General features: G+C 65.3%; 8 protein-coding genes and 3 pseudogenes. 5 read left to right on the top strand and 6 right to left on the bottom strand.

Annotated features, from left to right (window positions below; translation table 11 throughout):
* Window positions 1–21: 21 nt before the first annotated feature.
* Together secA and EO156_RS17500 are read left to right on the top strand one after the other, a co-directional pair.
* Complete coding sequence (gene secA, locus EO156_RS17495) at window positions 22–2,760, top strand: preprotein translocase subunit SecA (protein ID WP_005910880.1); 2,739 nt, start codon at window positions 22–24, stop codon at window positions 2,758–2,760.
* Between the two features lie 343 nt (window positions 2,761–3,103).
* The gene (locus EO156_RS17500; protein WP_005910877.1) at window positions 3,104–4,051 is read left to right on the top strand and encodes a Nudix family hydrolase; all 948 of its coding nucleotides are present in this window, start codon (window positions 3,104–3,106) and stop codon (window positions 4,049–4,051) included.
* 112 nt (window positions 4,052–4,163) lie between these two features.
* On the opposite strand, the gene EO156_RS17505 is transcribed toward EO156_RS17500, so the two are convergent.
* The 3 genes and pseudogenes from EO156_RS17505 to EO156_RS17515 form a co-directional block, all read right to left on the bottom strand.
* Window positions 4,164–4,793, bottom strand: a complete 630-nt coding sequence (locus EO156_RS17505) for a hypothetical protein (RefSeq protein ID WP_003485262.1) — start codon at window positions 4,791–4,793, stop codon at window positions 4,164–4,166.
* A gap of 45 nt (window positions 4,794–4,838) precedes the next feature.
* Window positions 4,839–5,666 (bottom strand): methylenetetrahydrofolate reductase [NAD(P)H], encoded by an 828-nt coding sequence (gene metF, locus EO156_RS17510; protein WP_005910875.1) that lies wholly within the window; start codon window positions 5,664–5,666, stop codon window positions 4,839–4,841.
* A gap of 39 nt (window positions 5,667–5,705) precedes the next feature.
* A pseudogene (locus EO156_RS17515) lies at window positions 5,706–7,087 on the bottom strand (glycoside hydrolase family 2 TIM barrel-domain containing protein).
* A 692-nt stretch (window positions 7,088–7,779) separates the two neighbouring features.
* On the opposite strand from EO156_RS17515, the gene EO156_RS17525 reads away from it, so the two are divergent.
* On the top strand, window positions 7,780–8,757 hold the full coding sequence (locus EO156_RS17525) for an NAD(P)H-quinone oxidoreductase (protein WP_016851297.1): 978 nt from the start codon (window positions 7,780–7,782) through the stop codon (window positions 8,755–8,757).
* Between the two features lie 241 nt (window positions 8,758–8,998).
* On the top strand, window positions 8,999–10,756 hold the full coding sequence (locus tag EO156_RS17530) for a S53 family peptidase (RefSeq protein ID WP_016851298.1): 1,758 nt from the start codon (window positions 8,999–9,001) through the stop codon (window positions 10,754–10,756).
* 64 nt (window positions 10,757–10,820) lie between these two features.
* Here the strand turns inward: EO156_RS17530 and EO156_RS24635 are convergent.
* Both EO156_RS24635 and EO156_RS24445 read right to left on the bottom strand, forming a co-directional pair.
* Window positions 10,821–11,075: pseudogene (locus tag EO156_RS24635) on the bottom strand (VOC family protein); the annotation flags it as partial.
* 3 nt (window positions 11,076–11,078) lie between these two features.
* Window positions 11,079–11,508, bottom strand: a pseudogene (locus EO156_RS24445) (lactoylglutathione lyase).
* A 303-nt stretch (window positions 11,509–11,811) separates the two neighbouring features.
* On the opposite strand from EO156_RS24445, the gene EO156_RS17550 reads away from it, so the two are divergent.
* A complete protein-coding gene (locus EO156_RS17550) occupies window positions 11,812–12,747 on the top strand; it encodes a Gfo/Idh/MocA family oxidoreductase (RefSeq protein ID WP_016851323.1) in 936 nt (311 codons plus the stop codon).
* 404 nt (window positions 12,748–13,151) lie between these two features.
* On the opposite strand, the gene EO156_RS17555 is transcribed toward EO156_RS17550, so the two are convergent.
* Window positions 13,152–14,522, bottom strand: a complete 1,371-nt coding sequence (locus tag EO156_RS17555; RefSeq protein ID WP_026007270.1) for an alpha-amylase family protein — start codon at window positions 14,520–14,522, stop codon at window positions 13,152–13,154.
* Window positions 14,523–14,794 lie beyond the last annotated feature (272 nt).

Raw genomic sequence — 14,794 nt, forward strand, 5'->3', positions numbered from 1 at the left:
CCTTTTCAACCGGTTTCTTCAATGATCAACAGTCTGCTTACCCGTGTCTTTGGCAGTCGTAACGAACGCCAGCTGCGCCAGCTCAACCGCCTCGTCACCCAGATCAATGCGCTGGAGCCGACGATCGAGAAGCTCTCCGACGCCGAGCTGCAAGCCAAGACCCCGGAGTTCAAGCAGCGGCTTGCCGCCGGCGAGTCCCTGGACAAGATTCTTCCCGAAGCCTTCGCGGTATGCCGCGAGGCCAGCCGGCGCGTGCTGGGCATGCGCCATTACGATGTGCAGCTGATCGGCGGCATGGTGTTGCACCTTGGCAAGATCGCCGAGATGCGCACCGGCGAAGGCAAGACCCTGGTGGCCACGTTGCCGGTGTACCTCAACGCGCTGCAGGGCGAGGGCGTGCACGTGGTGACGGTCAACGACTACCTGGCGCGCCGCGACGCTGCGCAGATGGGCAAGCTGTACAACTGGCTGGGCCTGAGCGTGGGCGTGGTGTATCCGGGCATGCCGCACAGCGACAAGCGCGAGGCCTACGGCGCGGACATCACCTACGGCACCAATAACGAATTCGGCTTCGATTACCTGCGCGACAACATGGCGCTGTCGCGCGCCGACCGTTACCAGCGCAATCTGCATTACGCGATCGTCGACGAGGTCGACTCGATCCTGATCGACGAAGCACGCACCCCGCTGATCATCTCCGGCCCGGCCGACGAATCGCCGGAGCTGTACATCCGCGTCAATCGCATCGTGCCGCAGCTGACCCGGCAGGAAAGCGAAGAAGGCGAAGGCGATTTCTGGATCGACGAAAAGGGCAAGCAGGTGCATCTGTCCGAGGCGGGCATGGGCCACGCCGAAGAGTTGCTGTTGCAGGCCGGCATCCTGGAAAACGCCGAAGACGGGCTGTATGCCGCGCAGAACCTGAGCGTGGTGCATCACCTCAATGCGGCGCTGCGCGCGCATGCCATCTATCAGCGCGATGTGGATTACATCGTGCGCGATGGCGAAGTGGTGATCGTGGACGAATTCACCGGCCGCACGCTGTCCGGGCGTCGCTGGTCGGACGGCCTGCACCAGGCGGTCGAAGCGAAGGAAGGCGTGCCGGTCCAGCGCGAGAACCAGACCCTGGCCAGCATCACCTTCCAGAACCTGTTCCGCATGTACAAGAAGCTGTCCGGCATGACCGGTACGGCCGATACCGAAGCCTACGAATTCCAGAGCATCTACGGCCTGGAAGTGGTGGTGATTCCGACCAACCGCCCGACCGTGCGCAAGGATCATCCGGACCAGGTGTTCCTCAACCGCAAGGGCAAGTTCAATGCGGTGCTGGCCGACATCGAAGACTGCGCCAAGCGCGGCCAGCCGGTGCTGGTGGGAACCACCTCGATCGAGACCTCGGAGATGCTGTCCGAGCATCTGCGCAAGGCCGGGGTGAAGCACGAAGTGCTCAACGCCAAGCAGCACGAACGCGAAGCTACCATCGTGGCCAACGCCGGCCAGCCGGGCGCGGTGACCATCGCCACCAATATGGCCGGTCGCGGTACCGATATCGTGCTGGGCGGTTCGTTGGAATCGGAGTATCACGCTCTCGGCGAAGACGCCACCGAAGACGCGCGCTTCAAGATCAAGACCGACTGGCAGCGTCGTCATGACGCGGTCAAGGCGGCCGGCGGCCTGCACATCATCGGTACCGAACGCCACGAATCGCGGCGTATCGACAACCAGCTGCGCGGCCGTGCCGGTCGTCAGGGCGACCCGGGTTCGTCGCGCTTCTACCTGTCGCTGGAAGACAATCTGATGCGCATCTTTGCTTCGGACTGGGTCCAGAAGGCGATGCGCATGATGGGCATGAAGGAAGACGACGTCATTGAAGATCGCCTGGTCAGCCGGCAGATCGAAAAGGCGCAGCGCAAGGTGGAAGCGCATAACTTCGACATTCGCAAGAACCTGCTGGATTTCGACGACGTCAACAACGATCAGCGCAAGGTGATCTACGCCCAGCGCGATGAATTGCTGGATGCCGAGTCAGTCAAGGACAATGTCGACGGTATTCGCGGCGACGTGATCTACGACCTGGTCGCACGCTTCGTACCGCCCAATTCGGTCGACGAACAGTGGGACCTGAAGGGCCTGGAAGCCACGCTGGAGTCGGAGCTGGGCATGAGCTTGTCGCTGACGGACATGGTGCGCGCGCAGGAAGAAATCGATGCCGAGCAGATCGCTGCCAAGGTGCAGACAGCGGTGGATGCGCACTTCGCCGAAAAGGAGGCCGCCATCGGCGCGGACACCATGCGCGCGCTCGAAAAGCACGTGATGCTGACCGTACTCGACCAGGGCTGGAAGGAACACCTGGCCAAGATGGATTACCTGCGCCAGGGCATCTATCTGCGCGGCTATGCCCAGAAGCAGCCCAAGCAGGAATACAAGAAGGAAGCTTTCGAGTTGTTCTCCGAGATGCTGGAGAACGTCAAGCGCGAGGTGATCAATTTGCTGGCGCGCGTGCGTATTCGCAGCGAAGAAGAGGTGGCCGAACTGGAAGAGCAGGAACGTCTCCAGGCGCAGGCGCGCTTGATGGCCTCGCAATTCCAGCACCAGGATGTAGGTGGCTACGGCGCCGACGAGGAAGTGGAGCAGATGCAGGGCGGCAACGCGCCTGTGCCGGTGTCGCAGGTCACTCGCGATGAACCCAAGGTGGGTCGCAACGACCCATGCCCGTGCGGCAGCGGCAAGAAGTACAAGCATTGCCACGGTCAACTCAGCTGAGCTGAGTTGACCGTGGGGCCGCCCGCAAGGCGGGCGGCCCACCCAGCGTCCGCGCAGCGGACGCTGGGTGCACGGGTCCTTGCTTCCGATCCCCCGCGCCTTCGGCGCGCCCCCCTTACCAAGGGGGGCTTTGCATTCGGAAATACGGCGATAGTTTTTTGCTAGCTGCGAAGTGGGGGGGGGGTATAAGTGCGGTGCTTGTTTGCCGTTGAGGCGGAGATTAGGAATTTGGGATTTGGCATTGGCATTGGCGATACCGGAGCAACCCCTGCGTTAGCAAATCCCGAATCCCGCATCCCGGCCTGATTGCGCTGCACCGCTCACTCGCGGCACTCTTGCAGCCATGCCTGATTCTCTTCGATCCATTCACGTCGTTGCCGGCGTGATCACCGACCCCCGCGGGCGCATCCTGCTGACCCGCCGCACCGAAACCCGCGACATGCCTGGCCTGTGGGAATTTCCGGGCGGCAAGCGCGAGCCTGGCGAGACCTCCGAACAAGCGCTGGTGCGCGAGCTCAACGAAGAACTCGGCATCGAGGCGCAGGTGGGCGATTGGGTGATGGATGTGCCACAGCTCTATCCGGACAAGCGGCTGCGCCTGGAGGTGCGTCATATCACGAGCTGGAAAGGCAGCCCGCGCGGCCGCGAAGGACAGGCCATGACCTGGGTGGCGGCAGACAAGCTGGCGCGTTATTCGATGCCGCCGGCCGACGTGCCGGTGGTGGGTGCGCTACGGCAGCCCGACCGTTACCTGATCACGCCCGACCCGGAGGACGACGCGCGCTGGCTGGAGAGCCTGGAGCTTGCATTGCAGAACGGGATCACGCGGATCCAGCTGCGTGCGCGGCAGCTGGCGCCTGCGCGTTGGCAGGCGCTGTTGCAGCAGGTGATGCGCCTGCGTGGCCGCGCGCGTGCGCAACTGTTGCTCAATCGCGATATCGCACTGGCTGCGGACCTTGGTATCGGCGTGCATCTGGGATCGGAGCAGCTGGCCGGTTTGCAGGAACGCCCGCTGCCCGCAGAGCAACTCGTGGCCGCGTCGTGCCATGGCCTGGACGACTTGCGCCACGCCCAACGGATCGGCTGCGACTTCGCGGTGCTAGGCCCGGTGCAGGCGACCGCTTCGCATCCGGGCGCCACACCCATCGGCTGGGACGGTTTCGAGACCTTGCGCGAACAGGTCTCGCTGCCGATCTACGCGCTCGGCGGCATGCAGGTCGAAGATGTGCGTCAGGCGCGCTCGCATGGCGCGCAGGGCATCGCGGCGATCCGCGCGCTCTGGCCGCAATGAGCGCACCGCAGCGTCTGACGGCCGAACCGCCCGCACAATGCCCGCGATACCTGCCGCGGCGTACAGCGATCCAGCGGTGATCCCACGCAGCCCCGATGCCACGCATACGCCGCTAGAACGTCACCCAGAAGCAGTTGTATTGCCGGCGTAGCCGCAGCACGCTGCGCGCCGGCGTGCCACTGGCGAGGTTCTGTTCCAGCCGCAGTCCCCAGGGGCGCGGGCGGCTGGGCGGAGTAGGGAGCGGCGCATCGATGGCGCTGCCATCCAGCGACGGTGTGGGCGTGGTGGTGTCGGCGTCCCAGGTCGGGGTGTCGCTTTGCGGATACATCGGCACGATGTCCAGCAACGGGCGCTGCACGATGGCTTCCAGGCGGCTCAGCACCTGATTGGCGGCTGCATCGGATTGCCCGCTCCACAGATACAGGCTGGACAGGCGGTTGACGTCGCGGCTGTCGACCGCCAGTTGCAGCAACGACACCAGTTCGCTCAGCCGCCGCGGGCAACCGTAGCGATACAGGCCGGTATTGCCCTGCGGGCGGATGGCAGGCGGTGCGCGGCTGGCGGCGCCGACGTCTTCGCAGCGCCGGTCGGTGAACAGGGTTTGCCCGTCCGGCGCGACGCAGCGATGGATTTCCTGCGCCTGCACGCGCGCGGCGGGACAGGCGCAGAGCAAGAACAACAGGGGCAGAAGGCGATGCATCGGCGCAGCGTAGCCGGGCGCGTGTGAGCTGGCGACATACATGCGCGCGGGTGTGCGAGAGCGAGGACTGGAATGCGAAGCAGGTGCTCAGCGTCCGAGCAGCTGCAACACCTGCGTGGTCGGCTTGGCCAGATTGAGGGTGTAGAAATGCAATGCCGGCGCGCCGCCTGCGATCAGGCGCTCGCACAAGGCCGCCACGACCTCTGCGCCGAAGGCGCGAACCGCGTCGGCGTCGTCGCCGTAGGACTGCATCTTCTTGCCGATCCAGCGTGGAATCTCTGCGCCGCACTGCTCGGAAAACCGCCGCAGCTGCGAGAAATTGGAGATCGGCATGATGCCGGGAATGATCGGTATCTCCACGCCCATCCGCTGCACTGCGTCGCGGAAATGAAAGTAGGCATCGGCGTTGTAGAAATACTGGGTGATGGCCGCATCGGCGCCGGCATCGACCTTGGCCTTGAAATAGCGCAGGTCGCTGAGCGCGTCGGCCGCCTGCGGATGGGTTTCCGGATAGGCGCCGACCTCGATCCGGAATGCGTCGCCGTGTTCGGCGCGGATGAAGGCGATCAGGTCCGAGGCGTAACGCAGGTCGCCCGGATGGCCCATGCCCGAGGGCAGGTCGCCACGCAGCGCGACGATGCGGGTGCAGCCGATGGCGCGATACAGCTTGAGCAGCTCGCGGATCTCCTGCCGGCTGCCGCCGACGCAGGACAGATGCGGCGCCGCTTCGAAGCCATGCTTCTGCTTGAGGTGGCGCACCGTTTCGGAGGTGTAGCTGAGCGTGGAGCCGCCGGCGCCGAAGGTGCACGACACGTACTCCGGCGCGTAGCCCTTCAACCTGGCTGCAGTGCGGTCCAGTTGCGCGCGCTGATCATCGGTCTTGGGCGGATAGAACTCGAAACTGAGATGCGTCATCGCGGCGGTTCCGGCGGATCGTCTGGAGATAATATCGCTTCATCGCGATGAATGCATATCTTGCTGCGACGGTTCCGACGCGCCTTGTCGCGTGGCGGCGAGGGCGGCAGCACGCGGAAAGGCAGGTTGGCATAGCCGGCGCGGCCGGCGTTATCGCGGACTTCCACAAACAAACGGTAGTTGCCCGGCGGTGGCGCGATCAAACGCACCTCCTCGCCCGAACCGCGTGCGCCGCTGCGGTCGCCGGCCACGCGGTTCGGCGCAATGGCGGCATCGACCAGCGGTGGCAGCGTCTCGGGATCGCCACCGATGCTGCGCGCGGTGCTTTCGGTGCGCACATGCCAGTCGTAGCGCAGTACGGATGCGCCGCTGGCACGAATGCGTGCGGTCACGGTCTGGCCCGGGCGAAGGCATACGCTGTCGGCGGCGTGTTGGCCAGCCAGCGTGAGTGCCGACACCGCCGGCGCACGGCTGGCCGGCCACTGGCCGGTCCACAGCAGTTGCAATGTGTCCACGCTGGGCGTGGCTTCACCCGAAGGCAGGAACAAGCCATACCAGGTGGGCGTGCGCTCCTGCTTGTCGCCCCACAGGAACACGAACGAGCCCAGCCCCTGTGGGGTATCGCTGGCGATGTAGCTGCGGTAGCGCTGTTCCAGCAAGAGCGCCTTGCGCAAGCTGTCGTCTTCGATCGGTGCGCCCCAGCGAGTGGTCGGCGATTCCCAATGCCCGGTGGGGCCCCACTCGGTGACCACGTAAGGACCGCGCCACCCGCTCTCGTGCAGCTTCTGCGGCAGCGCTGCGATATCGCCGTAAAGCTGCACGGCGATCAGGTCCAGTGCCGGCGCGCGCGTCTTGAGTTGGTCGATCAGCTGCTTGTCGAAACCGGCCAGCGTGGTGGTGACCGGATGATCCGGGTCGATGGCATGGATCGCCTCGGCGATCTCGCCGACCGCGTTCCAGACCTTGGGATTGGTGTAATCCAGATTGAGTTCGTTACCGACCACCCACATCAGCACCGCCGGATGCGTCGCCGATTGCCGTACCTGCGCAAGGACGCGCTGCAGTTGCTGTTTTACGGCCGCTGCATCGTCGTAATCGAAGCCATGTCGCTGGTTGCCGAGCTCGATACCGACCGCCACTTTCAGGCCGTTGCGTTGTGCGCGATCGAGCAGGGCGCGCTGGCGTTGCGGGTCTGGATCCACGCGCCAGGTGCGCAATGCGTTGCCGCCGCGTGCGGCCAGCGTTTCCATGCTGCCATTGCCCAGGCCGGCACCCTTGATCACGAAGGGAGCGCCATCCACCAACAAGCGGTAGCCGTCTGCTTCCTGCGCAATGCGCACCTGCGCCGCGCTTACCTGCGTGCTCGCGGACAGTGCAAGCACGCAAAGGGCGATGACGCGCGCGTTCCATGGCAGTTGCATGGCGACTCCTGGTGGTTAACAAGACACCAGCATAGGCTTGGACACCGAGGTGCGGGCGGCCGCGCAGCATCTGCCTGGTTGGGGTTGCTTGCGGGCAATCGCATCCGGTTCTGGGGGTTTCTGTGCTGCCATCGCGCGCTTGCGTGCTTGAACCTGCGGCGCATTCGGCGAGCGCAAGCATTTCGCTTCATTTAGTCGCAATGCGACATGCAACAAGAGGCGGTGGGTTTGGCGCCGGCTCGGGGGCGCGTTGGCGCACAGCGTCGACGACCGTGTGCCTGCATTGGCCGAGCAATCCAGGGTGGATGGCGCCACGCTGCTGAGCGATGTTGCCGCATGGCGGTTACCCCGTCTCAGGCCTGTCGTCGAACCCGGCCAACCACTGCGTGCGATGTGGTGTTGGCGGCTGTCGATTCGACGAAGACAGGGTGGACGGCATCTGCATTGCGAACGCATGGCCTGACTGCAGCCGCCCGATTGTGCGCGTTGATCCTTGCGATGCTGTCGACGATGACCGCTTGTCCAGTGCGCACGGTCTCTGAACACGACGGAGCACCACGACGTTGTCGACGACCCACCATCGCTGGCTTGCCGCTGCTGCGGCAATGCCTGCTGGCAACCGTGGGGTGCATCTGCGCCAGGCGTTGACGTCTGCACGCCTACACTGGGCGCACTTTCCATGGAGCGCTTTCATGAGCGATACCACGATGACCGCCATCGCCATCCGCGACGGCAAGGGCGACGCCGACGCGCTGTACGCCACCGAGCAACCGCGCCCGCGTCCTGCGCCGGGGCAGGTGCTGATCCGCGTGCATGCTGCCGGCATCAATCGCCCCGATCTGCTGCAACGCGCCGGGCACTATCCGCCGCCGCCTGGCGCGCCGGAAACACTGGGGCTGGAAATCGCCGGCGAAATCGTCGAGCCGGCCGGTCGCTGGAAGGTCGGCGACCGCGTGTGCGCACTGCTGGGTGGCGGCGGTTACGCGCAATACGCCGCCGTCGATGCGCGTCACGTCCTGCCGATCCCCGCCGGCATGGATCTGGTGCGCGCGGCGGCGTTGCCGGAAACCATCTTCACTGCCTACGCCAATCTGTTCGAACACGGTCGGCTCGCGGCGGGCCAATGGCTGCTGTTGCATGGTGCGACCTCGGGCATCGGCGTCACGGCGATCCAGATGGCCAAGGCAGCGGGCGCGCACGTGCTGGCCACCGCGCGCTCGGCCAGCAAGGCGGCACAGGCACGCGAGTTGGGCGCCGATGTGGCGATCGATTCCACCACTGAGTCGTTTGTCGAGGTGGCCAAGGCGCATGGCGGTGTGGACGTTGCGCTCGACATGGTGGGCGCTGCGGTATTCGCCGACACCCTGGAAGCGCTCAACCCGCACGGACGCATCGTCTACATCGCCTCGCAGGCCGGCGCCACCATCGAGGTGCCGATCCCGGTGCTGATGCGCAAGCAGGCGGTCATCACCGGCTCGACGCTACGCCCACGCAGTGCAGACGAAAAAGCCCGGCTGGCCGCGGAAGTGGAACGCGTGGTGTGGCCCTGGATCGAGCAGGGCAAGCTGCGCGTGCTGCTCGACAAGCGCTTCCCGCTGCGCGAAGCGGCTGCGGCACATCGTTACCTGGAGCAGGGCAGTCACCTGGGCAAGGTGGTGCTGGAGATGTAGAACGAGCCACTCGCCGCATCACCAAGATCGGCGCCAGCGGCTGCAGGCGCCGTGCGCCCGGCGATCGACAAGTGCCGGGCGCACCACCGCCCAACCGCATAGCTACCTCGGCACGAGGTTCGCCTGTCAGTTCGCGGCCGCATCGTTTTACGCACACAGAGTTCGCACTGTCGCGTCTGAAATCACTGCCGCCTCGTGAGAATCCGCAGCCCGTTAACTCACGATCAATGGCGGCAAACGAATGGTGACGCGCTCTTTCTCTCACGCCGTCCTGGCTTGCGCCGTTGCGCTGGGTATGATCGGTATCGCGCCGGCAGCCGAACAGGCACCTGCGCAACTGGCCGTCGGTGGCGCGCTGGCGCCGCAACGCATCCTGCAGGTGGGATTGGTGCTCAAGCCACAGGTGGCCATGCGCCAGCAACATGCGGCGGTGGAGCAGTGGTTGATGCGCGATGGCGGCGATCCGCTGTTGCGCGGTCAACTGGCCCGCGCATCGGCTGCTTCCACCAGCCAGATCGCACAGGTCAAGGCCTATCTGAGCCGGTATGGCATCACCGATGTGCGCCCGGCCACCGATGGACGCTTGCTGCAAGTCCGTGCGACAGCGGCGGCATTGCAGGCCGCCCTTGGCACCCCGCTGCGTGTAGTGAGCGCCGATGGCCGCGTCGGCATTGCCGTCGCGCAGGGCGCGGTCGCAGTGCCGGCAGGCTTGCAGGCAGTGGTGCAAGGCGTGGTTGGCCTGGACGGTACCGCCGGCGCAAAAGTCGCGCCGCACGGGGCGCCGCTGAGCGCCGCGCGCGCATCGTTATCGAACAGTAGCGCCGCGGTGGCCGCCAATAGCGGCGGCGCAGAAGTCGTGCGCCACAGCATCGAAGAGCTCAATAGCGCCTACGGCGCCGATACGCTGGCACCGGCCAGCGATATCGTCGGCGCGGTCATTGCCGCCGGCAATCTGGAACAGACCCTCGTGCGTCTGCAGAGCTTCCAGGCCCTGCACGGCCTGCACACCCCGGTCACGGTGGTGACGGTGGGCGAACCCGGTGCACCGGGCTATCAGTCCAACGCTGCCAGCAAGGATTCCGAAGTCGAGTGGGACATGGATACCCAGTTGCTGGTCGGCAGCGCCGGCGGGTTGAAGCGCCTGATCATCTACAACATCCCGGATTTTTCCTGGAACAGCATGATCGATGGCATGGCGCGCGCGGCCGACGACAACCTGGCCCGCGTGGTCAGCATGTCGATCTATGGGCAGGAAATCCAGGTCGACGACGCGGTCTTCCAGGCCATGGACGCCAGCCTGACCAAGGCGGTGCGCCAGGGGCAGAACTTCGTGATCTGCAGCGGCGACGATGGCGTCTACCTGCCGCTGAGCGCACGCGCCAACGCGCCTTATTACGACACGCTGGCGGGGCGCTCGGACCTGCGCCAGGTCGGTTGGCCGGCCTCGCACCGCTACGCGATCGCGGTGGGCGCCACCGAGTTGCTGACCCAGGGCGGCAACCCCGGCAGCTACGCCTCCGAGCGCGTCTGGAATGCCGGTGTCGGCCGCCAACTCAGCCAGGGCGGCGTGAGCAAGATTGCCTATGCGCCGCAGTGGCAGCGCACCCTGCTGCCGGGGCAGACGGCCTCCGGCTACCGCGCTGTACCCGATGTCAGCTTCAATGGCTCGTTCTACAGCAGTGCGCAGATCCGCGGCACCGATGCGCAGGGTAACGAGGCTGCCTGGTATGTGTGGGGGACCAGTGCCGCCACCCCGACCTTCGCCGGCTATATCGCCCGGCTGTTGCAGTCGCATCCCAATCTGGGCTTCGTCGCGCCGCAGATCTATCAGTACGCGAGCCAGCGCCACGATGCGCAGCGCGCCCATGACGTCGTGGTCGGCAGCAATGGCCTGTATCGCGATGGATACAACGCGAGCTACGGTTGGGACTTCGCGTCGGGCTGGGGCAGCATGAACATCGGCGACTTCGACCGTTTCCTGACGCAGGCATCGCCATGACCGTCATTGCGCGGTGAGCGTGCCGCGCGTGCGGGCCTCCAACCACCGCCATGCCGGTCTTGGGTCACGATGCTGACGCTGAGCGTGGCGGCTTGCGGGCGACCACCGCTTCGATGTGGTGCCCGTCGGGGTCGATGACGAACGCGGCGTAATAATCGTCGCCATCGTCCGGTCGAAAGCCTGGTTCGCCATTGCAACAGCCGCCGTGCTGTAGCGCAGCGCGATGGAAGGCGTCCACCGCTGACGCATCGGTGGCTGCAAATGCCAGGTGACAGCCGGCCCCCGGAGCGCAGCGTGCGGCCTGACGTTGCTGTAGAGCGTGTTATGTCCGTTGAGATGAGATGCGTTGGCCGTCAGCGGTGCGGAGCGGGTGCTGCGTGGCGCCGGCGTGGCTGGCGCCAAGGCAAGCCGCGTGGCGCGTGCTCCGTGCCGCTGACGGCCAACCCTCCGGGAAGTGCCCTGTGGCGCGCCGAGACCGCGTTGCGCGCCTTGCCCAGGCGGCCCCAGCCTGGGCCGCAGCGCACGCCTTGTCTCGACGCGCCACAGGACGCTTCGCACTCACCTCAACGGACATGACACGCTCTAACGCCAGGCAGTCTTCGCCGCCGGGCCTGCCGTAGCCGACCGCCTGGTCGCGCGTGCCCGGCTCCAGATCCGACCACACCCGCACATCGCCAAGCGCCCAGTGCCGCGTCGTAAAAGGTGGCGGAGGCGTCGATCGCACGAACGCCCAGCGAAACGTGATGCAACATCGGTGCAGCCTGCAAGGGCGACGGCACATCGGCGTGCCGTGGCGATGCTGGTCTGCATGCGTGCTGGCGTCAATCGTGGGCCGCACAGCGGGCCCATGGTGTGCAAGTGAGCCGTCCCCGTGCACGGTGGCCAGCGCGTAGGTATAGCAAAACAAGCAGGAGCGATGTCTCGCAGTGGACTGCACCCTGACCGTACACTGCGCCGTCGCGAGCACGACCGGCATCGTACCGCCATAGCGGTGACCATGCAGTGTGCGTGAGCAGGCGTTCGTACCCGTTACCACTATCAGCACGCAGGTTTCGATGAAGCATCCAGACGCATTGCGTATTGCCCTTGTCGGGATCGGCAAGATCGCCCGCGACCAGCACGTGCCGACCATCGCGGCGCGCGACGATGTGCAGCTGGTGGCCACCGTAAGCCGGCATGGCACGGTCGACGGCGTGCCCGCCTATCACACCCTGGAAGACGCCTTTGCCGCGCAGCCGCAGATCGAGGCGGTGGCCCTGTGCACGCCACCGGTCGGACGGCACGCATTGGCGCAGGCCGCGTTGGCAGCTGGCCGCCACGTGTTTCTGGAAAAGCCGCCGGCCGCCACGCTCGCCGAAATTCATGACCTGCAAGACGTGGCGCAGCGTGCACAACGCACCCTGTTCACCAGCTGGCATTCGCGCTGCGCCGCCGGCGTCGAGCCTGCCCGTGCATGGCTGGCCGACAAGCAACTCGTGCGTGCGCACATCACCTGGAAGGAAGACATTCGCCATTGGCATCCGGGCCAGGACTGGATTCTGGAACCCGGCGGCATGGGTGTGTTCGACCCCGGCATCAATGCGCTCTCCATCGCGACCCATCTGCTGCCGCGCAGCTTGGCGCTGCGCGATGCCGAACTTCACACTCCGGAGAACCGTCAGGCGCCGCTGTATGCCAGGCTCGCGTTCGTCGACACCGCAGGACTCCCGGTAACGGCCGAATTCGATTTCCTGCAGACCGGGCACCAGCGCTGGGATATCGAAGTGGAAACCACCGCGGGCATGCTGATGCTCAGCGAAGGCGGAGCCAAGTTGCGCATCGAGGGGCAACTGCAGGCGCTGCCAGCGTCCAGCGAATACGACGGCTTGTACGGGCGCTTCGTGCAGCTGGTGCGCGCAAGCCAATCGGAAGTGGATATTGCACCGTTCGTGCACGTGGCAGATGCGTTCATGCTCGGCGCACGCCAGGTCACCGCAGCGTTCGCCTGGTAGGTCGGTCAATCCGCTTGGCCAACGGTGAACGCCGCTGGTCAACGCCGGCAGTCCTGCGGCCGTACGCTATCTGCAGAAGTTGGGTTCGGCGCGCACCAGTCGTGCGCCGCTGCCAGCATCGTTCGCCCACCGCAGTGCGCGGTGCCGCACAAAACGCGCCGGCTGCAACGCGTGGAGCGGTCCATCGATGCGAATGCGCATGTGCGCTGCACCCAACGGCATCCTGGCGCAGTCGATCGGCGCGAGCCCGTAGAAACAACCAAGCCCCGACGCCGGTTCGCGTCGGGGCCTGGCCTTGATCGTGGTGCAGCGTCGTCGTGCGAAGTCGCAAGGCACGCCGCAGTCGCCGTTTCAAGCGGAGAGTACACTGCAACGTAGTGTCATCGCCCTATTGTGGTGGCCGCTCAGCGGCGCCACATGCGCGCCCCGCGCGCCGGCAGCGTAAAGGTGTAGGAACTACTGGAAATGCGCACTACGTTGCCCGAGCCCAAGGCATCCACGTAATCGGCATTCCAGTACAACACGCTGTTGTTCATTCCCACCGTGGTGGTGACCGGGTTGCCGCACTTGTTGATGCCCACGATGCCCAGGCTGCCGCGACGGAACAGGATGTGGCAGGAGCTGGACGACAAGACCTGCATGTCGGTGCCCTGCACGCCATTATGGAAGCCGATCATGCGGCGCAGATCGTCGCGTAGATAAGCGTTGACCCAGCGATTGTCGCCGCTTTCGTTGTTGTCGGTATAAAGCATCGGCATGCCGCCGTTGCGACCGATCAGGTACGCGTAGGCCAGCGTTTCATCCACCGGGTCGAGAATCGCATAGCGGAATCCGGCGTTGTTGGGAATGTCGTGGGTCACTGCAAAGGTCACGGCGCGATTGCCCGGCAATGCCTGCCCGGACGCGGCAGGATCCACCAGCTGCTGCATGCTGGCGCCAATGGCGAACGCGTTGCGCACCGCATTGAACAGCGGAAAGTCGTAGGCCGCATGCGGCGTGGATTGCAGGTACGGCGCCAGGAACTGGTCGTAATCGCCATTGCCCGTACCGCCGCCGGTGATCACTTCGCCGAAGACATACACACCCGATCGGATGCCGGCATCGAAGACGCGATTGAGATGGTCGAACGTCATGTGCTTGGCCGCATCCACCCGGAAGCCGGTCACGCCCATGCTCTTGAGCGCCTGCAGATAGGCGCGCTGCTGCTGTACCACCCAGTCGTTGCCCAGCAAATCCGGCAGGCCTGGATCGCTGCCGCCGCCGCAGATACGGTAATTGCGCACCTGGTAAGCGTCGTTGTAGTTGCTGATGCACTGCGCCGGGCCGAAATCGCTGGCGCTGAGGAAGTTTGACTGCAGCGTGCCGAACAAGCGCAGCGAATCGTAACGGCCGGGGTTTGCCGCGTACTGCGACAGGACCGCGCCGCCTGGGTAATTGAGGTCCGAGCGTGTGGCCGCTTCGTTGGCCATGTGGTTGAACACGATGTCGGCATAGGTTTCCACGCCGTTGCTGGCCAGCGCCTGGACCATCTTCTTGAATGCAAAGGTGTCGCCGAGCGGATTGTCGATCAGGCGGATGTCCTGGGGTTGATAGCGCGCCCACCAGGCACTTCCTTCGGAGCGGTACGCGGGGGCGACCAATACCTTGCGATAGCCGGCATCGGCAATCTGCTTGGCGCGCGCTTCCACGGTGGCATACGGCCAGTTGAAGGCGTGCAGGATGACATCGGCCTGCGCGTTGGCGGTGGTCACCAGCAGGACCAATGCAGTCAGCAAGAGACGGAGACCGCGTTGTATCAGTGAGGGTGGAGCATGAGCAGGCGTGTTGCGCATCGGATCGATCTCCAGTGGTAAGCGCAGGCCGACGCGCAGTGCACGATGCCCGCATCAAGGCTTCCGGCCCCTGTTCCGGAAAGCGCGCGCACGGTGTGCAGCGCGCAGTGATGCTAAGCGTGCATCGCGGCGCAACATGGGTGTTGTGCATACGTATTCACTGCAGATGGCCGGCAAACTGGGCGGGGGGTTCGGCGCCAACGGCGCGATTGGTC

The sequence above is a fragment of the Xanthomonas sp. DAR33341 genome (assembly GCF_003992815.1).
In the GTDB taxonomy this organism is placed as follows: Bacteria; Pseudomonadota; Gammaproteobacteria; order Xanthomonadales; family Xanthomonadaceae; genus Xanthomonas; species Xanthomonas cissicola.